The 20,222-nt window shown below is 72.7% G+C and carries 14 protein-coding genes and 1 tRNA gene; 10 read left to right on the top strand and 5 right to left on the bottom strand.

Going from position 1 to position 20,222, the window contains the following annotated elements:
- Positions 1–665 precede the first annotated feature (665 nt).
- From AB0D29_RS06505 to AB0D29_RS06495, 3 genes are read right to left on the bottom strand one after another with little or no spacing between them, the layout of a single operon-like run.
- Positions 666–1,922 carry an FAD-dependent oxidoreductase gene (locus AB0D29_RS06505; protein WP_362852444.1) on the bottom strand — a complete coding sequence of 419 codons (1,257 nt, stop codon included), beginning with the start codon at positions 1,920–1,922 and terminating at the stop codon, positions 666–668.
- On the bottom strand, positions 1,919–3,427 hold the full coding sequence (locus tag AB0D29_RS06500) for an FAD-dependent oxidoreductase (RefSeq protein WP_362852443.1): 1,509 nt from the start codon (positions 3,425–3,427) through the stop codon (positions 1,919–1,921). The genes AB0D29_RS06505 and AB0D29_RS06500 overlap by 4 nt, the downstream gene beginning before the upstream one ends.
- Positions 3,424–4,863: an FGGY family carbohydrate kinase gene (locus AB0D29_RS06495; protein WP_362852442.1), complete on the bottom strand. Its 1,440-nt coding sequence runs from the start codon at positions 4,861–4,863 to the stop codon at positions 3,424–3,426. Before AB0D29_RS06495 ends, AB0D29_RS06500 begins: the two co-directional genes overlap by 4 nt.
- Before the next feature lie 303 nt (positions 4,864–5,166).
- On the opposite strand from AB0D29_RS06495, the gene AB0D29_RS06490 reads away from it, so the two are divergent.
- The 9 genes from AB0D29_RS06490 (at position 5,167) to AB0D29_RS06450 (ending at position 19,111) form a co-directional block, all read left to right on the top strand.
- Complete coding sequence (locus AB0D29_RS06490) at positions 5,167–6,147, top strand: hypothetical protein (protein ID WP_362852441.1); 981 nt, start codon at positions 5,167–5,169, stop codon at positions 6,145–6,147.
- A gap of 122 nt (positions 6,148–6,269) precedes the next feature.
- Entirely contained in the window at positions 6,270–7,802 is a 1,533-nt protein-coding gene (locus AB0D29_RS06485; RefSeq protein ID WP_362852440.1) for an amino acid permease, read from the top strand.
- Between the two features lie 261 nt (positions 7,803–8,063).
- On the top strand, positions 8,064–9,305 hold the full coding sequence (locus AB0D29_RS06480; RefSeq protein WP_362852439.1) for a cytochrome P450, cyclodipeptide synthase-associated: 1,242 nt from the start codon (positions 8,064–8,066) through the stop codon (positions 9,303–9,305).
- Positions 9,306–9,410: 105 nt separating this feature from the next.
- Entirely contained in the window at positions 9,411–9,803 is a 393-nt protein-coding gene (locus AB0D29_RS06475) for a nuclear transport factor 2 family protein (RefSeq protein ID WP_362852438.1), read from the top strand.
- 126 nt (positions 9,804–9,929) lie between these two features.
- The gene (locus AB0D29_RS06470) at positions 9,930–11,930 is read left to right on the top strand and encodes an ATP-binding protein (protein ID WP_362852437.1); all 2,001 of its coding nucleotides are present in this window, start codon (positions 9,930–9,932) and stop codon (positions 11,928–11,930) included.
- A gap of 171 nt (positions 11,931–12,101) precedes the next feature.
- Entirely contained in the window at positions 12,102–13,661 is a 1,560-nt protein-coding gene (locus AB0D29_RS06465) for an MFS transporter (protein ID WP_362852436.1), read from the top strand.
- Positions 13,662–13,744: 83 nt separating this feature from the next.
- Positions 13,745–14,185, top strand: coding sequence for an SRPBCC family protein (locus AB0D29_RS06460; RefSeq protein ID WP_362852435.1), 441 nt, complete (start codon positions 13,745–13,747; stop codon positions 14,183–14,185).
- Positions 14,186–14,256: 71 nt separating this feature from the next.
- Positions 14,257–15,627, top strand: coding sequence for a carotenoid oxygenase family protein (locus AB0D29_RS06455; protein ID WP_362852434.1), 1,371 nt, complete (start codon positions 14,257–14,259; stop codon positions 15,625–15,627).
- A gap of 259 nt (positions 15,628–15,886) precedes the next feature.
- Positions 15,887–19,111, top strand: a complete 3,225-nt coding sequence (locus AB0D29_RS06450; RefSeq protein WP_362852433.1) for a tetratricopeptide repeat protein — start codon at positions 15,887–15,889, stop codon at positions 19,109–19,111.
- A gap of 68 nt (positions 19,112–19,179) precedes the next feature.
- Here the strand turns inward: AB0D29_RS06450 and AB0D29_RS06445 are convergent.
- Positions 19,180–19,256 (bottom strand) — tRNA-Pro (locus AB0D29_RS06445).
- A 107-nt stretch (positions 19,257–19,363) separates the two neighbouring features.
- Here AB0D29_RS06445 and AB0D29_RS06440 point away from each other — a divergent pair.
- The gene (locus tag AB0D29_RS06440; protein ID WP_362852432.1) at positions 19,364–19,849 is read left to right on the top strand and encodes a DUF309 domain-containing protein; all 486 of its coding nucleotides are present in this window, start codon (positions 19,364–19,366) and stop codon (positions 19,847–19,849) included.
- Here AB0D29_RS06440 and AB0D29_RS06435 read toward each other — a convergent pair.
- Complete coding sequence (locus AB0D29_RS06435; RefSeq protein ID WP_362852431.1) at positions 19,826–20,221, bottom strand: VOC family protein; 396 nt, start codon at positions 20,219–20,221, stop codon at positions 19,826–19,828. The two genes, AB0D29_RS06440 and AB0D29_RS06435, sit on opposite strands and share 24 nt — an antisense overlap.
- Position 20,222: the final 1 nt, after the last annotated feature.

Below are 20,222 nucleotides of genomic sequence, written 5' to 3'. Positions count from 1 at the left end.
CCTGCTGCTCGGCAAGAAGCCTCCGCCACCGAAGGTCCATAGCGCACCGGTGGAGCGGAGCACCTTTGAAACCATCCCGGAGGCTCAACGCAACGTGGGTCGATCACTCAAAGGGCTCATGGGCGTTCTCCGCGGGACAAGCTCGGGGCAGGTCAAGGTGTGCCCCACTTGCAGGCGCTCCATGAATCCCGAAGCAACCCATTGCCCGGTTGGTCACTATGTCGGCTAGCACGTAGGTTGATCCCTCCGCGACGAAAAAACGGACGTGAGCCAGATGAACCTTCCCCGCCTCATGTCTCACCGAGCCCTTTGTTTCGGCCTGACTTCCCTTGCTTCATCTGCGCTGCTGCTGCCCCTCTCCGCCACCCCAAGTCAGGCATGGCCGGACAGTCCGATTGTCGACATCAGCGGCCCTGTCAACTGCCGGCAAGCAGGTCCTGCTTATCACCCGAAGACCGTGACCATGAGCATTTTGGGTGAGACCAAGACATCGACCGTTATCGCAGATCGATACTCCCTCAGGTTCACCAATATCCCAGTACTCGGAGCTTCGGCTTCCACGAAAATTACATGTCACCGAGGCGGAATATTCTCAGACACCGAGGAGGTCACGTCCACACGCCTGATTGAACGTCCCACCGTGGGAACGAGCGTATCTTTGCCACTCATCTTCTGAGCGAGAGCGTCCTGGACGGATATCCCTGATCGCTTCCTCCTTCTCTGATGGTCAGCACGACCGGGCCGCCCGTCGGGTCGGCGTGGGCCGTGCAGGTCGGGGGCAGTCGCAGTGACCGGGACGGGGACACCGGGCCCATGACCCGGCGCCGCCAGAGCAGCCGGCCGTCCTGGGCCACCGTCAGCACCGGGGCGGTCAGCGGCTCCGCGGACCGCAGCAGCAGCAGCGGCCGCGCGGCGGTGGCCGTGACCCGGTTCGGCGTCACCCACAGGAGCGGGGCCCGGACCTCCAGCGGGGGGCCGGGCTCCGGCCAGGGGGCGCCCGCCAGGTGGGCCAGTACCGGGGCCGCCGCGGCGGCGCCCTCCCCGGCGGCGGTGGCCGCGCGCTCGATGCCGTGGAGGGCGTTGCCGACCGCGAAGACGCCGGGGATCGAGGTACGGAACGACGCGTCCACGCCCGGACCCCGGGTGCCGAGGTCCAGGGGGATGCCGCCGCGGCGGGCCAGTTCGTGATCGGGGATCCAGTCGCCGGTGAAGACCACCGTGTCGCAGGCGAGGAGCCCCGACCGGCCGTCCCGGTGACGGACGGCCACCCCGGTCAGCCGGCCGCGGCCGCGCAGTTCGCCCACCGTGGTCGCCGTGAGCAGCGGCACCCCCGGTACGGCGGCGGCGCGCGGGCGCTCCGTGACCATCGCCACCACGTCCGTACCCGCCCGGCGCAGCGTGTCCACCGCGTGCCGGGCCACCGGCTCGGCGCCCACGACCACGGCCCGTCGGCCGACGGGCAGGCCGTACCGGTGGACCGACTGGAACAGCTCGCCGGTGGTGAGCACGCCCTGCGGGCGGGAGCCCGGCACCAGCCGGGCGCTGCGGGGGCGTTCCCGGGCGCCGGTGGCGAGGACGACGGCCCGGGCGGTGATCCGCTCCAGACCCGCCGGGCTGGTGGTCTCCAGGGTCAGGGGGCCGGCCCAGCCGGTGGCGGTGACTCCGGTGCGGACCGCGGCCCCGGCGGCGAGCGCCTCCTGCGCCGACCGCCGTGCGTACGCGGGACCGCGCAGCCAGGGGCGCGGCGGCCGGCCGAAGCCGCCGTGGTGGAGGTGGCGCGGCATTCCGCCCGCCTCCGGCTCGCGTTCCAGGACCTCGACCCGCCCGGCGCCCGCCTCCGACAGTCGGGCGGCCAGGGCCAGTCCGGCGGGGCCCGCGCCGACGACCAGTACGTCGACCAGCACGTCGGCCGTACGGTTCACCGGCGGGCCTCCTCGAACAGCGCGCGGACGGCCGCCCCGCAGTGGAAGCCCTGGCAGCGGCCGCCACGGGCGCGCGTGCGCCGCCGCAGGCCGTCCACCGAACCGGGCGGGACGGTCCCGGCGAGCGCGTCGCGGATCTCCCCGCGGGTCACGCGCTCGCAGTGGCAGACGATCCGGCCGTACTCCGGGTCCGCAGCGATCAGCGCCGCGTCGCGGTAGGGCCGGGGGAACGCCTCGCCGAGGTTCGGCATCCGCACCGGCTCCAACTCCCGTGCGCCGGCCACCGGCAGACCGCCCTCGGCGAGCAGCTCCACCACGTGGGCGGCGATCGCCATCGAGGCGGTCAGCCCGGTGGACCGGATCCCGCCGACGGTCACGTACCGCTGCGCGGGATGCGCCCGGATCGCGTAGTCCTCCTGCCCGGTGGCCGCGCGCAGTCCGGCGTACACGGCGGTGACCTCCTCCTCCAGGAGCGCCGGCAGGATCCGTCGGCCCTTCTCCCGCAGCAGCGCGAGCCCTTCGGCGGTGGACCCGGTGGCGGTCTTGTCGTCGAGGTCCTCGGCGGTCGGCCCGAGCATCACGTTCCCGTACACGGTCGGCGTCACCAGTACTCCCTTGCCGCGCGCGTCCGGCACCGGCAGCAGGATGTGGCGTACGAGGCCGCGGGCGAGTTCGTCGAAGACGATCAGCTGGCCGCGCCGGGGCGTCACGGTGAAGTCGGCGTGCCCGAGGAGCCGGTCGATCTCGTCGGCGTACAGGCCCGCCGCGTTGACGAGGTGCCGGGTGCGCAGCGGGCCCCGGCCGGTGGCCAGTACGTGCGGATCGCCCGGGGCGATCGTCCGTACCGGGCAGTTGAGGTGCAGGTGGACGCCGGCGCGGACGGCCTGCGTGGCGTACGCGAGGGTGGTCGTCCAGGGGCAGATGATCGACTCGTCGGGCACGTGGAGCGCGCCCAGCACGCCGGGCCCGAGCTCCGGCTCGCGGGCCTGCACCTCCCCGGCCGGGAGGATCCGAGCCGCGCGGTAGCCGTTGCGCACGGCCTTCTCGGCGAGCCCCGGCAGGGCGGCGAGCTGCTCCTCGTTCCAGGCGACGAGCAGCGCCCCGAGCGGTTCCACGGGGATGCCGCAGTCGGCGGCGTACGAGGCGAGCAGCCGCTGTCCCTCGCGGACCAGCCGGGACTCCAGGGAGCCGGGCACGGCGTCGAAACCGGTGTGCAGGATGGCGGTGTTGGCCTTGGAGGTGCCGTTGCCGACGTCGTCGCAGGCGTCGATCAGGGCGATCCGCAGGGGGAGCCGGGCCAGTTCGCGGGCGATGGCCGAGCCCACGACGCCGGCGCCGACCACCGTCACGTCGTAGGCATCGTGCTCGTCGTAGGCACCGTGCGCCTCGCAGGCACCGTGCGCGTCGTACGCGTCGCCGCCGGGCAGCGGGCCGCCGGTGGTGACGGTGGCGCCGGGGATGGCGGGGGCGCCCGGGGTACCGGGGCCGCCCGGGGTGACCGTCATGCCGGGCCGTCGAGCAGGGCCGACACCGCCGTCCGGAACCGTGCGCGGCGCTCCGCCGCGTCGGCCGAGCCGGCCCTCGGCTCGTAGACGGCGGACGGCTTCCACTCCGGGACGGCCTCGTGCACGGTGAGCGAGGGGTCGAGCCCGAGCCGGGCGACCGCCCCGACGCCGAGCGCGGTGGCGTCCGGCAGCGCCGACACCTCGACGGGGATCTGCAGCAGATCGGCCTGTGCCTGCATGAGCAGCGCGGAGCGGGTCAGCCCGCCGTCGACGCGCAGGGTGGACAGGGGCGCGCCGAGATCGGCGGCGACCGCGTCCGCGAGCTCCGCCACCTGCGCGGCTATGCCGTCGCACAGCGCGTGCACGAGGTGCCCGGCGGTCGTGTCGAGGCCCAGGCCGGTGACCGAACCGCGCAGGTCGCCGCGCCACCACGGGGCGGCGAGCCCGGCCAGTGCGGGGACGAAGGTGACGCCGCCGGCGTCCGGGGCGCGGCCTCCCACGACGTCGATGTCCGCGGCGCCGGAGATCACCCCGAGGTCGGTGAGCCACCGCACGGCGGAGGCGGCCGTGTACACCTGTCCGTCCAGGCAGTAGCTGGTCTGCCCGCCGAGCCGCCAGGCGACGCAGCCGACCAGCCCGGAGGTACTGCGCCGGGGCAGCGGGCCGGTCTGCGCGAGCAGGAACGCCCCCGTGCCGTAGGTGCACTTGGCGCTGCCGGGCTCGGTCACGCGCTGGGCGAGCAGCGCGGCCTGCTGGTCGACGAGCAGTCCCGTCAGCGGCAGTGGGGGCCCGAACGCGGTGGTGGCGCCGACGTGGGTGTCCGCGTCGACGACTTCCGGCAGCCGCTCGCCGGTGAGGCCGAAAGCGTCGAGTGCGGCCGGCGACCAGTCGACGGTGTCGAGGTCGAGCAGCTGGGTGCGGCCCGCGGTCGCCGCGTCGGTGACGAAGGCGCCGCCGGTGAGCCGGTGCACCAGCCACACGTCGCTGGTGGTGACGACACCCTCCCGGGTCAGGCTGCGGCGTATCCAGGCCATCTTCGGCGCGGCGAAGTAGGGGTCCAGCGGCAGCCCCGTCCGTTCCCACAACGACTCGGCGTGCGGGGCCAGTTCCGTGCACAACTGCTCGGCGCGGCGGTCCTGCCAGACGATCGCGTCGGTCAGCGGCTCACCGCTCGCCGGGTCCCAGGCGAGCACGGTCTCGCCCTGGTTGGCCAGGCCCACCGCCACCACCGGCTCGCCGGCCGCCGCCAGGGCGGCCCGCCCCGCGTCGAGGACCGAGTCCAACAGCTCGCGGGGGTCGACCTCCACGCGGCCGCCCGGCAGGTACCGGGGCCGCACGGGGGCGGAGGCGGAGCCGATGACCCCGCGTACGGGACAGACGACGAGGGCCTTGGTCCCCGACGTGCCCTGGTCCACAGCGAGCACCGGGCCCGTCATCACCACTCCGTCCCTGGTATCGGCATGCGCGTGATCGTCGCTCGGCAGCCTTCACCAGCGGACGTCACCCGTCAAGATCCGTCCGTGCGGGGCGGCGGTCGCCCCCGCAATCGAGCTGACGTGAATTCATATGGCGTACTTGGCTTGATAGTTGCATTTGAAAGGTTCCATGAACCTAGCGCTCACACTCGATCTATAGTGATCGCCGATCACCAGGCGCGAAGGCCATGCGATGCGAGGACCGATGACCACGACCACCGCAAGACGCGCCCGTCACGGCCACCCGTCGACCGGGACGAGGTGATGGCGGGCGGCGACTTCCGGCCCGTCTACCATCCCGCCGGCCACGACAACGAGCTGCGCGTCGCCGTACAGGACCTGCGCACCGGCCGCTGGGTGTCGATGGCCCAGTTACTGGACCGGACGGACGGCTGGGGACTGTGGACCCAGCGCACCCAGGTGCTCGCCGCGGTCGCCGCCGGCTCGGACGTGGTCCAGGCCTGGCGCGCCGAGGAACCGCGCAGCGTCGCCGCGTCCGTCATGCACACCCGTGTCGTCGTGGAACGGGCCGTCCGTGCCCACCGCGCGCGGCACCCGCGCACGCACGAGCTGTGGCGGGAGGCGTGGGAAGCCTGCCGTGACACCGCCGAGGCCAGCCCCGCCGACCCCGTGCCGTGGGTCTGCCTGCTCGCCCTCGCCTCCCTCGACGAACACCGCTCGATGGACGAGCACCGGCTCCGGGCGCCCGCCGTGATGCTTCCGCCCGGCCCCTGGGGCATCCTCGCGCAGGCCGACAAGCGCGATCCGCACAACCGCGAGGCGTACCACCGGATGCTCCAGTTCGTGTGCGCGGGCACCCCCGGACCGCTCACCGAGGCCGCCAACTTCGTCCACTGGGCGGCCGGTTCGGCATCGCCCGGATCCGCCGTCCACCTCCTGCCGCTCTATCTGAGCATCGAGCGCTACCGCCGCGAGCGCGGCCAGGAGCGGGCGCTCGACCTGCACTGGGTCGCCGAGGACTCCGTCCGTGACGCCGGCCACGCCCTGGACACCTGGTTCCGCTACGCCGACCTGCGCCGCGCCTCCCCGCTGGACCTGAACCACCTCGCCCACGCCCTGTGGGGAGCCACCCGGTTCGACGAGGCGGCCCAGGTCTTCGATGTGATCGACCGGTACTGGACCACGCTGCCGTGGGCCTACCGGACCCGCGACCCGGCCGACCAGGAACTGGCCGTGGAGGTCTTCCTGCAGGCCCGTTCCCGCAGCCTCGCCGGCCGGGACTGACCGCCGCTCCCCCGCGGCCCGCTCCCCCGCGGCCGGGCCCCGCCCTCCCGCGGCCCACCGACTCACCGCCCCACCCCCCGCTCCCCGTCCCCGCGCTCCACGACCCCCGGAGGTACCTCCCCATGTCCCGAACCGCGCCGACCGTCCGCCAGGACCGCAAGGCCCCGCCCCGGCAGGACGAGGAGGAACGACTCAGGGAACTCGGCTACCAGCCCGTCCTCGCCCGCCGGATGGGCGGCTTCGGCAACTTCGCGATCAGCTTCTCGGTCATCTCCGTCCTGTCCGGCTGCATGACCCTGTACGGCTTCGGCCTGGGCACCGGCGGTCCGGCCGTGATGATGTGGGGCTGGGTCGGCGTCGGCCTCTTCGTCCTCTGCGTGGGCCTCGCCCTGGCCGAGGTGACCAGCGCCTACCCCACCTCGGGAGCGCTCTACTACATGGCCGACCGGCTCGGCGGCCGCCGCTGGGGCTGGTACACCGGCTGGCTCAACCTGCTCGGCCTGCTCGGCGCCATCGCCGGCATCGACTACGGCGCCGCCCTGTTCACCGGCGCCTTCCTCAACCTCCAGTTCGGCTTCGTGCCCACCGCCGGCTCGACCTTCCTGATCTTCCTGGCCATCCTGCTGCTGCACGCCGTGCTCAACCTCTTCGGCGTCCGCCTCGTCAGCGTGCTCAACTCCGTGAGCGTCTGGTGGCACCTGGCCGGCGTCGCCGTGATCGTCGGCGCCCTGGCCTTCGTACCCGACCAGCACCAGTCGCCCTCGTTCGTCTTCACCGAGTTCGTCAACGACACCGGCTGGGCCAACCCGTTCTACGTGGCGGCCGTCGGCCTGCTGCTCGCCCAGTACACCTTCTCCGGGTACGACGCCTCCGCGCACCTATCGGAGGAGACCTCCAACGCCTCCGTCTCCGCCGCCAAGGGCATCGTCCGCGCCATCTGGGTCTCCTGGATCGCCGGGTTCGCGCTGCTCGCCGGCCTCACCTTCGCCATCCAGGACTACGCGGCCGTCCAGGGCAGCGCCACCGGCGTCCCGCCGGCCCAGATCTTCCTCGACGCACTGGGATCCGGCGGGGCCACCGCCCTGCTCCTCGTCGTCATCGTCGCCCAGCTCTTCTGCGGCAACGCCGAGGTCGCCGCCGCGAGCCGGATGGTCTTCGCCTTCAGCCGCGACAACGCGCTCCCCGGCTCCTCCCTGTGGCGCAGGGTCAGCAGCCGTACGCAGACCCCGGTCCCGGCCGTCTGGCTCTCCGTCGTCGTCGCGGGCGTCCTGGCCCTCCCCTCCCTCTACTCCGCCACCGCGTACGGGGCCGTGACCGCCATCAACGTCATCGGCATCACCCCGGCCTACGCCATTCCGATCTACCTGCGCCTGCGCGCCGGCAACCGCTTCCAGCCCGGCCCGTGGAACCTGGGCCGCTGGAGCAAGCCGATCGGCTGGACCGCCGTCGTCTGGGTGGCCGTCGTCACCGTCCTGTTCTGCCTGCCGCAGAAGTCGCCGGTCACGATCGACTCGATGAACTACGCCGTGATCGCCCTCGCGGTGGTCCTGGTCCTCGCCAGCGCCTGGTGGTACGCCGCCCGCCGCTCGTACGGAACCCCGTCGGCCTACGGCAACGCCCGCGAACAGGCCGAGATCGCCGAGGGCATCGTCTGACCCCTCCCCCGCGCGCACTGCTCCCGGACATGCTCCAGGGGCCGTTTCGGATTCCTCCGAAACGGCCCCTTTTCTGCGACTACGAGACGAACCCCCAAAGCCCCGGCGGGACACCGGAGTTCAGTGGGACGCGCCGGCGTGATGAGATGTCCGCCTGCCGCACGTGACCGGGTGAGGGGAAGCGTCCTCCCGGTCCGTGACACCCCCGGCTCCCGCTCCTTCCGCGCACCGCAGCGCCGCGCACGTCGAGAGGTCTTCACCATGCCCGTGGTCGGTCCCCGTTTCAGCGTCCTGTCCGAGGAGTTCGACGCCGACCCCCACCGCTACTTCGCACACCTGAGGGAGCAGGCTCCGGTCCACTACGAGCCGGCGATCGACAGCTACTTCCTCTCCCGCTACGAGGACGTCAAACGGGTCCTGACCGACCACGAGGCCTTCACCACCGAGACGCTGCAAGCGCGCGCCGAGCCGGTGATGCGCGGGCCGGTCCTCGCCCAGATGACCGGAGCCGAGCACACCGCCAAGCGAAAGATCGTCGTCCGGGGCTTCACCGGCCCGGCCCTGCAGGACCAGATACGCGCCGTCCACGCCAACGCCGCCGAACTCATGGCCCCGTACCTCCCGCTGGGCCGGATGGACCTGGTCAACGACCTCGGAAAACCCCTGGCCGTCCACGTGACGCTCGACGTCCTCGGTCTGGACAGAGCGGACTGGAAGCAGGTGGCCGCCTGGCACAGCGGGGTCGCCGAGTTCATCACCAGCATGACGCTCACCCCCGAGCGCCGCCAGCACTGCATGGACTGCGCGGAGCAGCTGGAGGCCTACCTCGTCCCCGTCATCGAAGGGCGGCGCCGCCATCCCGGCGAGGACCTGATATCGAAGCTGTGCACCGCCGAGTTCGACGGCATCGCCATGAGCAACCGCGACGTCACCGCCCTGATCATCAACGTACTCGCCGCCGCCACCGAACCCGCGGACAAGACGCTCGCCCTGCTCTTCAAGCACCTGGTCGACCACCCCGAGCAGCTGGCGCAGGTCCGCCGGGACCCGTACCTGCTGCCCGCCGCGATCGCCGAGACCCTGCGCTTCACCCCGCCGGTCCAGCTCATTCCCCGCCAGGCGGACGAGGACTCCGTGTTCGCGGGCACGACCGTCCCGGCGGGTGCCACCGTCTTCTGCATGATCGGCGCGGCCAACCGCGACCCCTCCGCCTTCACCGCCCCGGACACCTTCGACATCCACCGGCCGGACCTCGGCACCGCCCGCTCCTTCACGGCGGCCGCCCAACACCTGGCGTTCGGCACCGGACTCCACCAGTGCGTCGGCGCGGCCTTCGCACGCGCCGAGATCGAGACCGTCGCCGCGATGCTCCTGCCCCTGCTCGACGAGGTCCGCTACAGCCCCGGCTTCCACTACCGGGAGACCGGCCTGTACACCCGGGGCCCCGTCTCCCTGTCGCTGGACTTCACTCCCGTCCACGCAGGTGGAACCCGCCGTTACTGAAGTCCGTCTTGCAGGGCGGCCTCCGCCGGGGCCGGCCACGCGCCGTCCACCCCGGTTCCGAGAGCCGGACCTTCCCAACCCCCCACTCCCCAGGCGAGAACGACGATGACATACACCGACATCACCAGAGCCATCAACGACCTGCTGTTCACCCCCGGCCTCGACCTCACCGAAGCCGTGGACCGGCACTTCACCCCCGACTACCGCCAGCGCACCGACGGCGTGTGGAGCGACCGGGCCTCCTTCGTGCAGCACATGACGCGCCTGCGCACCCTGGTGCGCAGCGGACACATAGAGGTCCACGACGAACTTCGCGACGGACCGCGCTACGCCGACCGCCACACCGTCACCATCACCCGGGACAACGGGCACACCTCCAGCACCGAGGTCTACCTCTTCGCCCGGATGGCCCCCGACGGCCGCTTCCAGTGCGTCGAGGAGACCACCCTCCTGGTCACCGGCCACCCCGACGACGAAAACCTCGGCAGCATCAAGTGACCGGAGCAAGGCCCCCGTTGGAATGCCCGACGGAGGAAACCGACCCGAAAGAGAGCGCTCTCTCCGTGCCTTCGGGCAGGGAGGTCCGGTGCTGGAACAAGGAGGATGGAAACCGCCATGGTGTCCGTGGGAGAAAGACTCAGCAGGGCGCGCGTGCGCGCCTTCATCGGCCGGGACGAGGAACTCGGGCGCTTCGGGGAGGCTTTGGCCGGTGATCCGCAGGCGCCGTTCGCGTTCTACGTGTGCGGGCCGGGCGGCATCGGGAAGTCGACGCTGCTGCGGCGCCTGGCGGACCACGCCCGCGCGGCGGGCCGGCTGCTCGTCGAACTCGACGGCAGGTTCGTCAGCCGGGACCCGGCCGACTTCGAGCACGCCGCCGGCCCCTTCCTGGACGTCCCGGGCACGGTCCTGTTCGTGGACTCCTTCGAGCACTGCCAGTGGCTGGAGAGCTGGCTGTGGCACCACTTCCTGCCCCGCGCCGCGGAGGACACCCTGGTGGTCCTGGCCGGGCGGCGCGCTCCGCAGCCGCAGTGGACCGCCGACCCCGCCTGGTCCCGGCTCCTGCACGTGACCGAACTGGAGCCGTTCTCCGCGGAACAGGCCCGCGGCCTGCTGGTCGCGGCGCAGATCCGGCCCGAACTGCGCGACCGGGTGCTGCGCTTCGCCGGGGGCAACCCGTTGGCCCTGTCCCTCGCGGCCGCGGCCGGCTCGGCGGGCTGCGCCCGGGAGGAGATCTGGGCCCCGTCGGCGGACGTCCTGCGCACCCTGCTGGCGGGGCTGATCGGCGAGGTGCCCACGGCCGTCCACCGCCGCGCCCTTGAGGTGGCGGCGCAGGCCCACTCGACGTCCGAGGAACTGCTCGCCGCGGTACTGCCCGGGGAGGACGCCCACGTGCTCTTCTCCTGGCTGAGGGACCTCCCCTTCATGGAGTCCACGCACCGGGGGCTCCACCCGCACGACGCCGCACGCGAGACGCTGGCCGCCGACCTGCGCTGGCGCGCCCCCAACGCGTTCGAGACGATGCGCCAGCGCCTGGCGGACGAGTACCTGCGCATCCTGCGCGAGGCACCCGAGGAGCGGGTGTGGACCGTCACCGACGAGCTCTTCTACCTCTTCCGGGAGGGCGAGACCCTGGCCCGGCTGCGCACCTGGTCCCGCGAGGACGAGGTGCACGACCGTCCGCTGCACCCCGAAGACCTCGACGTCGTCCTGCGGATGGCCGATGAGACCGAGGGGCCCGCTTCCGCGGAACTGGTCCGCTACTGGGCGCAGCGCCAGCCGCAGGCCTTCAGCGTCTACCGTCTCGTGAGCACGGGCCGGGTGGTGGCCTTCACGGCCCGGCTCGCCCTACCGGCGCCGCCCGACCCCCAGGACCTCGCCACCGATCCCGTCGTCGCCGCCGCGTGGCGCCACACCGAGGCCACCGCCCCGGTGAGCCCCGGCGAACACATCGGGATAAGCCGCTTCTCGATCTACCCCGAGCGGTACCAAGTGCCCTCACGCGTCATCGACTTGAGCAGTTCCCGGGCCCAGGCGGAGGCTGCCCGGGCCCGCGGCCGCGCCTTCGGCTTCGCCGTCTTCCGCGACGCCGAGACCTGGGCCGAGCGCGTCAAGGGCACGCTCGCCGACACCGGGGCGCGCCCGCGCGTCGGCGAGTACACGTACGGGCTGTTCGGCGTCGACTGGCGCCGGCTGCCGGTGGAGACGTGGCTGCTGCACTTCATAGCGGCCCCCGACGAACCGGTTCCGGAAGGCCCGTCCGCCGTCTCGCGCACCGCGTTCGACCAGGCCGTGCGCGAGGCCTTGGCGCACTGGCGCGACCCGGGCGCCTTCGCCGCCTGCGCCCTGATGCGTACGCGCCTGGCGGCCGACTTCGCCGATCCCGTCGATCCCGTCGAGGAGGTGCGCACCCTGCTGCGCCAGGCCGTCGACGAACTCGCCCGGGACCCGCGCGGAGTGCGCGCCCGCGATGCCCTGGTGGCGGGGCACTTCTCCGGTGCGCCCACCCAGGAGGCCGCCGCCCGCCGCCTCGGCCTCCCGTACGGCACCTACCGTCGCCACCTGCGCCAGGGCCTGGACCTGCTCTGCGAGGCCCTGTGGCAACGGGAGCTGCACGGCTCGCGGTAGCGACCGCGGCGACGTCCCGCCGGCGGGGCGGAGTGGGGGATCCGGTGGGGCCGGCGGGGCCGACGTACCCGGTGCCCGGCGGACCTGGTGGACAGGCGCGGACAGCAGTGGACAGTGGCCGTCCGCGCCGGACCTGGATAGTGGACACCGGCCGACGCGAGTCTGTGCGCCATGAACGCAGCACGCACACAGACGGACCGGGCCGTACGCCGGGCCCCCCGGCCGGGAGCGGTGCTCGCGGCACTCGCCGCGGCCCAGTTCACCGTCATGCTCGCCACCTCGATCGTCAACGTGGCGCTCCCGCAGATCCGGGCCGGGGCCGGCCTCTCGGACGGCGGGACCACCTGGGTGGTCAACGCCTACGGGCTCGCGTTCGGGGCGCTGCTCCTGGCGGGCGGGCGGCTGGCCGACCTCCTCGGCCGCCGCCGGGTGCTCATCGCCGGGCTCGCCCTGTTCGCGCTGGCCTCGCTGGCGGCGGGACTGGCCGCCTCCTCGGGCGTGCTGATCGTGGCCCGCGCCTTCCAGGGCCTCGGCGCCGCCGCCATCGCCCCGGCCGCGCTCGCCCTGGCGCTGGACGGGTTCCCCTCCGGCCCCGGGCGCGGCAGGGCGCTGGGCGTGTGGGGAGCGGTGTCCGGCGCGGGAGGAGCGGGCGGCGTCCTGCTCGGCGGTGCCCTCACCCAGGCCTGGGGCTGGCCCTGGATCTTCCACTCGGTCGCGCTCGGAGCGGCGCTCGTCCTGGTCGCCGTGGCGGTGCTCGTACCACTGGCGCCCGGACAGATGACCGGACGGACGACCGGGCGGAAGGACGGGCCGAAGGACGGGAGGGCGGCGGGAGGCTTCGACCTGCTGGGCACCGCCACCGTCACCCTCGCCCTGACCTGCCTGGTCTGGGGCCTGACCACCGCTCGCGGCGCCGGCTGGACCGACTCCGGGGTGCTGGGCGCCCTCGGCGCCGCCGCCGCACTGCTCGTGGCCTTCGCCGTGATCGAGCTCCGCCGGCCGAACGCGCTGATTCCGCCGCGGCTGTTCAGCACCGGCCGGGTCGCCGCGGGCAACCTGCTGATGGCCCTGTTGGGGTCCGTATGGATCGCGCTGTTCTTCTTCCTGCCGCTCTACCAGCAACAGGTGCTCGGATCGAGCCCCTTGGCCACGGGAGCGGGACAACTCCCCCTCGCCGCAGCGAACATGCTCGGCTCGGGTCTCGCCCCGCGCATCTCCCGGCGCATCGGCGCCCGCGCCACCGTCACCGCGTCCCTGCTCACCGAGGCCGCCGGACTGCTGTGGCTGTCACGGATCCGCGCCGACGGAAGCTATCTCGTCGACATCCTCGGCCCGAGCATCCTGATCGGCCTGGGTCTGAGCATCGCGCTCGTCCAGCTCACCGCGCTCGCCGTGGACGGCGTCCCGCGGGAGGACGCGGGGCTCGCCGGTGGGCTGGTGAACACCACCCGGCAGGTCGGAGGCGCGATCGGCCTCGCCGCCCTGGCCACCCTGGCCGGCTCGGTCACCGCCCACGCGGCCACCCGTCAGCCCGACTTGGAGTCCCTGACCGCCGGCTACCGGACCGCCTTCGCGGTGTCGGCCGCGGTGTTGGCCGCGACAGCCTTCCTCGCGCTGTTCCTCACCCGCCCGGCCGGCACACGTACCGCAGCCGCCGCGGCCGACCCGGCTTCCGACCCGGCTTCCGACCCGGAGCCGTCGCCGCCCTCCCCCATGCCGCTGAACCGATAGACCACCGGCCCACCGGACCAGCCGTACCCACCCGACCAGCCGTAACCACCGCCCCATCCGACCGACAGGAAGCACACACAGCCATGGTCACCATCGACGAGACCGCTCCCGTCATCGTCCGCCTGTCCACCGTCATCGACGCCCCGCTCACCACGGTGTGGAACCTCCACACCGACGTCGCCGCCTGGCCCACCTGGAACACCGACGTCGAGCAGGCGGAGCTCGACGCCCCGCTCGCCCCCGGCAACTGCTTCACCTGGCGGACGCACGGCCTGGACATCACCTCCACCGTGCGCGAGCTGGTCCCCGGGGAACGGATCGTGTGGGGCGGCCCCGCCGCCGGCATCACCGGCATCCACGTGTGGACCTTCGAGGAGGCCGGCGGTCGAGTCACGGTCCGCACCGAGGAGTCCTGGAGCGGCGCCCCGGTGGACGCCGCGACCGACGAGCTCGGCAAGGCCCTCCACGACTCCCTGGAGAGCTGGCTCTCCCACCTCAAGGCGCGCGCCGAACACGCCGCCTGACCCCGCTCCCGCGGCCCCGCCCGACCCCATCCCACCCCACCCCACCCCACGCATCGAAAGAGGTTCCTGCCATGACCGCCACCCCGAAGCCGCCGTACCTGACCGGCCACTACACCCCCGTCGCCGAGGAGGTCACCGCCACCGCACTCACCGTCGAGGGCTCCCTGCCCCCCGAGCTGACCGGCCGGCTGCTGCGCAACGGTCACAACCCCAAGCCCGGCGTCACCCCCACCCACTGGTTCAAGGGCAGCGGCATGGTCCACGGCATTCGGCTGCGGGACGGCCGCGCCGAGTGGTACCGCAACCGCTGGGTGCAGACCCCCGCCCTCGACGGCGCCCCGTACATGACCGATCGCGGCCCCGACCTGACCGCCAGCGCCGCCGGCACGCACGTCATCGAACACGGAGGGCGCCTCCTGGCGCTGTGCGAGGCGAACCTGCCCTTCGAGCTCACCCGGGACCTCGAGACCGTCGGTGCCTACGACTTCGACGGCAAGCTGACCGGCGCGATGACCGCGCACCCCAAGGAGGACCCGGTGACCGGGGAGCTCCACTTCTTCGGGTCCTCGCCGTTCCCGCCGTTCCTGACCTACTACGTCTCGGACGCCAAGGGCGAGATCTTCCACAGCGCCGAGGTGCCGGGGGCGACCGCCTCCCTCAAGCACGACTTCGCCCTCACCCGCCACCACGTGATCTTCATCGAGGGCAACGTCACCTTCGACCCCACCGAGCACTCCGGCATCCCGTACGGCTGGAACGACCAGCAGCCCGCCCGCATCGGTGTCATGCCGCGCGGAGGCGAAGGCGCCCGGCACGTGCGCTGGTTCTCCATCGAGCCGGGCAACATGCTGCACGTGGCCAACGCCTACGAGGACGGCCAGGGCCGCGTCGTCCTGGAGGGCCCCACCGTGGACCGCGAGGGCTTCCGGCTCTCCTGGAACTGGTGGGTCGGCGCGCCCGGACGCGGCAGTGAGCCCGTTTCCCGCTCCTACACGCGCCGCTGGGTGATCGACCTGGCCGACGGCACCGTCGGCGAGCAGATCATCGACGACCTGCCGGTGGAGTTCCCGACCCTGAACGAGGAGTACCTGGGCGCCGAGAACCGCTACGGGTACGCCATCTCCTTCCCCGACGAGAACGGCTTCGGCGGCTACGGCGTCGTCAAGTACGACCGCACCACCGGAGCCCGCCGCATCCACCGGGTCGGCGACGCCCGCATGCCCGGCGAAGCCGTCTTCGTCCCCGCCGCCCGTGCCACGTGCGAGGACGACGGCTATCTGCTGACGGTCGTCTCCGACCTCAAGCAGGACGCCTCCCAGCTGCTGGTCCTCGACGCCTCCGGCCTGGAACGGATCGCCACCGTCCACCTGCCCCACCGCGTGAGCGCCGGACTCCACGGCTCCTGGATCCCCGACAGCGGCCCGGAAGCCGACGCGAGCTGAGCACGGCCCGGAGCCACGCGATGCGCGTCGGCCTGCCGCCGTTCGCCGGGGACATGACCCGGACGACACCCTTGACCCCGTCCAGGTGCAGGTGTCCGCGCACCTGGGCGGCGCCGTAACTGCACCACCTGGCCCCCACCCAGAACCACCACGGGGCCGTTTCAGGCCTCTCTGAAACGGCCCCTGCTCCGCGCCGCTGTCGGAGGCGTGCGGCAGACTGTCGGTGATCCGTTCAGGGTCCGGGGGGAGGAGTCGACGGGTGAACACCCATGCTCAGTACGGTCAGTTGATCCGCTTCGCCCTGCACTCCCTGGGGGAGGGCAATGCCCACCACGAGTTCGAGCGGCTCTGCCTCGACGTGGCCCGTCGCAGGATCGTGAGCAATCTCGTGCCGGCGACGGGCCCCGTGAGCAGCGGGGGCGATCAGGGGCGGGATGGCGAGAGCTTCTGGACGGACCTCGCCGGGACCCCGTCTCCGTTCTCGGCTTTCGCGCGGCTGGCCTCGGGGGAGACGGTCGTCCTCGCCTGCACGATCCAGAAGGACCGCATCGCCGACAAGATCAGCGGAGACCTCGCGTCGATCTGCGGCCGGGGCAGCCGGGTCGACCGCGTGCTGTACTTCACGGTGGCCCCGGTACCGGTCGGCAAGCGACACGCGCTGCAGCACGAGGCGCGGGAGACCCACCGGGTCAAGCTGGAGGTCTTCGACGCGGTCGCTCTGACACAGTTCCTGACGGATCCCGACCTCTCCTTCCTGGCCGAGCGGTATCTGGATCTCCCGGCGCTGCCCGGCGTGAGTGACGCATCCGTCGGCGATCTGTCGGTGGCGGTGCCCGAAGACTCGGTCGAGCACCGGATCCGCGGGCGGGAGACTCTGCTGGCGACTCTGGAGGAGCAGGTCACCTCCTCCGGCGGCCGGTTGGTCCTGTGCGGGGTGGGAGGCAGCGGCAAGAGCACGGTCGCGCTGGCGCTGGCCCGGCGGGTCGCCGCCCGGCGGAGGGTGTGGTGGGTCGATGCCGCGACGCCGGCCGGCTTCGTGGAGGCACTGCGTGAGGTCGCCGTACAGGCCGGGGTGGAGCGTGCCACGGCGCGTGAGGTGTGGCGCACGCACGAGGCGGCCCGGGACGTGTTGTGGGACGCCCTGAACAGCGAAACCACCGCACCCTGGCTGCTGGTCGTCGACAACGCCGACGACCCGGCGGCGGTGCGGCGCTGGATCCGACAGCCGGCCGCGGGGAACACGGTGGTGGTGACGAGCCGGGACCAGGACTCCGGTTCCTGGGGGAAGGAGGCGACGATGCACCCCGTCGCCCCGATCTCCGAGGCCGAGGGCGGCGAGATGCTCCGGGAACTGGCCCCCGGGGCCGGCTCCGAGGAGGAGGCGGTGAGCCTGGCGCGGCGGCTGGGCGGTCTCCCGCTCGGACTGGTGCTCGTGGGCAAATACCTGGCGATGACCAGCGGCGATGTGATGCTTCCCGAGTCGCGGGCCCCTCGCACGTTCGCGGCGTTCCGAGCGTCACTGGATGCGGCGTTCGCCGAGACGGTCGCAGTGCTTCCACACGATCCGCACGGCCCGCTGAGCCGTACGTGGGAGATGTCACTGGATCTGCTGGAGATGCGGCACCTGGCGGCAGCGCGGCCGTTGTTCCGGCTGATCTCGTTCTTTGGACCCGATCCGCTGCCGGTCAACGTGCTCCGCAGCAGCGCGCTCGCAGCCGCGACCGATTTCCGGGGGCTGTCCCCTTCCGGGCTCGACGCGGCGGTACGCGGGCTGCTCGGGTGCGGGCTGCTCAGTCGTCGGCGCGTCGAGGTAAACGGCTCGACGCTTGAGACCCTGATCGTCCAGCCGCTCGTCCGGGAGATCACCCACACCCAGCCGGACACCGTCGCGGGGGCACCGGTGTACTCGACGCTGGCGGTCGTCCTGCTCTCGGTGGTGGCGAAGGAGATCGACCCGGCGGCCCCGTCCCACTGGCCCCTGTTGCGGCTGCTGCTGCCGCACTGTGTTCACGTCGCGGCACACACGACTCACGCGATCGCGCCGGAGCACGGTATACGGGGCGCTCTCGCGGCGCGGGCCGCGGTGTACGCGCAGCAGTCGGGGCAGTGGTCAGTGGCGGAAGAGCAGTTCACCCATGCCCTGACCGCTTACGCCCGCACGGGTCCCGGAGTCGACGAAGGGTCCGTCCTCGCGACGCGGCACAACTTCGCCATGCTCACGTGCGAGCAAGGCCGTATCGACGAAGCGGAGGGCGAGTTCGCCGACGTCCTGCGCACAGCGACCCGGGTGCTCGGTCCGGATCACGCGACCACGCTGGCCACACGCCACGAACTCGCCCGGATCCGCCTTCACCGTGGAGACGCCGAGGGGGCGTGCACGGAGTTCTCGCGACTCGTTCCGCGGATGACCGCCGCCTTGGGTCCCGAGCATCCGACCACCCTCGCGGCGCGCCACGAACTCGCCCGGGCGCTGCATGACCGGGGATGCCTGTCCGAGGCCCGTGGCGCGTTCGAGCAAGTGCTCCACGACATGGCGACCGCGCTGGACGACACCGCTCCCGCGACGCTCACCGCCCGCCACGAACTGGCGAACCTGCTGCTCGAACTCGGCGAGTTCGAGCAGGCCCTACACGAGTTCGAGGTGACGCTCGACCTGGAGGAACGGACGCTGGGCCGCGACCATCCGAGCACCCTGGTCACCCGGCACAACCTCAGCCGTACGCTGGTGGGTCTCAGCCGGTTCGACGAGGCCGAGGCCGAGCTGCGCGACATCGCCGCGGCGTGGGCCCGTCTCGCCCCCCAGGGGCACGCGCACTTCCACAAGACACTGGGCAGTCTCGCCGGGCTCCTCTCCGCGACGGGAAGGCCCGCCGAGGCCGAGGAACGGTACCGGGCTGCGTCCGGGGCATTGGCGACCATGCTCGGCCCCACCCATCCGGATACGGTCGAGGCCCACCTGGGCCACGCCCGGACCCTTCGGCTGCTCGACCGACACGCCGAGGCCCAGACCGTGCTGGAGTCCGTGTCGGCCACCGTCCTCGCCGCTGACGGCACCGACCGTCCCCGCCTGCTGAAGGTGCGCAGGGGTCTGGCGGACTTGTACTTCGAGCTGGGGCAGGACACAGCCGCGGAGCATCAGCTACGGCTTCTGGCAGCGGCGCAGCGCGACGCCTTGGGCGCCGGTCACCCCGACACCTTGAGAACCCTCAGCCAGGCGGCCGCGGCCGCTCTCCGTCTGGGCCGGGCAGACCTCGCCGCCCGCGAACTGGCCGTCCTGGTCACGCCACTCGCCGCGCACCTGGGCAGCGACGACACGGACACCCTGACCGCGCGGTGCAACCTGGCCTACGCACACCTGCTCCTCGGCGAACCCGCCGCCGCAGCACGTCAGCTGACCGAGGTCATGGCGGTGTACGAGAGCGGCTCTCGCCCCCCGGACGAGCTCCTAGCCGCAGCACAGGAGATGACAGGGGAATGGGGCTGAAACACGCCGGACGCACGAAAGGCCGTCCTCTCGTGATGAGAGAACGGCCTCCGACCTGCGTTTCCGCGTGGTCGGGACGACAGGATTTGAACCTGCGACCCCTTGACCCCCAGTCAAGTGCGCTACCAAGCTGCGCCACGTCCCGATGTGCCTGCGACCTGGGGTTTCCCCTGCTCGGTGGCACATGCAGAACATTACCCCACGCTGAGGGGTGTGCATGCACGGGTAACCCCCGGAGGGGAGGATGGGGAGGTGAACGCACGGGATCGGGACGTTGAAGGGCGGGCGCGCAGTGCGCGGCCCCGGGATGGGCTGGGGCGGCCGTTGCCCTACGGGGAGGCCGGGGTGGAGCGGCAGCCCGAGGGGGTGGTGCGGTCGCCCGGGGAGACCGTGCGGGAGGCGCAGCGGCTGCTGGACGCGGGGATGCCGTTCCACGCGCACGAGGTGTTCGAGGACGCCTGGAAGTCGGGGCCCGAGGGTGATGCCCCGCTCTGGCGGGGGCTGGCGCAGCTGGCGGTGGGGCTGACGCACGCCGCGCGCGGGAACGCCGTCGGCGGGGCGCGGCTGCTGCGGCGCGGCGCCGCCGGGATCGAGGGGCTGGACGCGGGGCCGTACGGGATCGACGTGCCGGGGCTGGTGCGGTGGGCGCGGGAGCTGGCCGCGCGGGTGGCGGGCGGCGGGCCGGCGGTCGATCCCGTACGGGAGGCGCCGCGGCTAGCCGGCGGCGGGCTGGAGTAGGTCCCAGCGGTTGCCGTACAGGTCCTCGAAGACGGCGACGGAGCCGTACGCCTCGTGGCGCGGCTCCTCCAGGAAGCGGACGCCCTCGGCGGTCATCCGGGCGTGGTCGCGCGCGAAGTCGTCGGTGTAGAGGAAGAAGCCGACGCGGCCGCCGGTCTGGTCGCCGACCCGGGAGCGCTGGGCGTCGTCCTTGGCGCGGGCCAGCAGCAGGGCGGTTTCGGTGGCGCGGGGCGGGCGGACCACGACCCAGCGGGAGCCGTCCGGGCGCGCGGTGTCCTCGGCGAGGTCGAAGCCGAGGGCGCGGGTGTAGAAGTCGATGGCCTCGTCGTAGTCGTTGACGACCAGGGCGGTGAGGGCGATGTGGGAGGGCATG

This window comes from Streptomyces sp. NPDC048424 (genome assembly GCF_040651555.1).
Lineage (GTDB): Bacteria > Actinomycetota > Actinomycetes > Streptomycetales > Streptomycetaceae > Streptomyces.
This window is presented reverse-complemented; position numbering and strand designations above follow the sequence as displayed.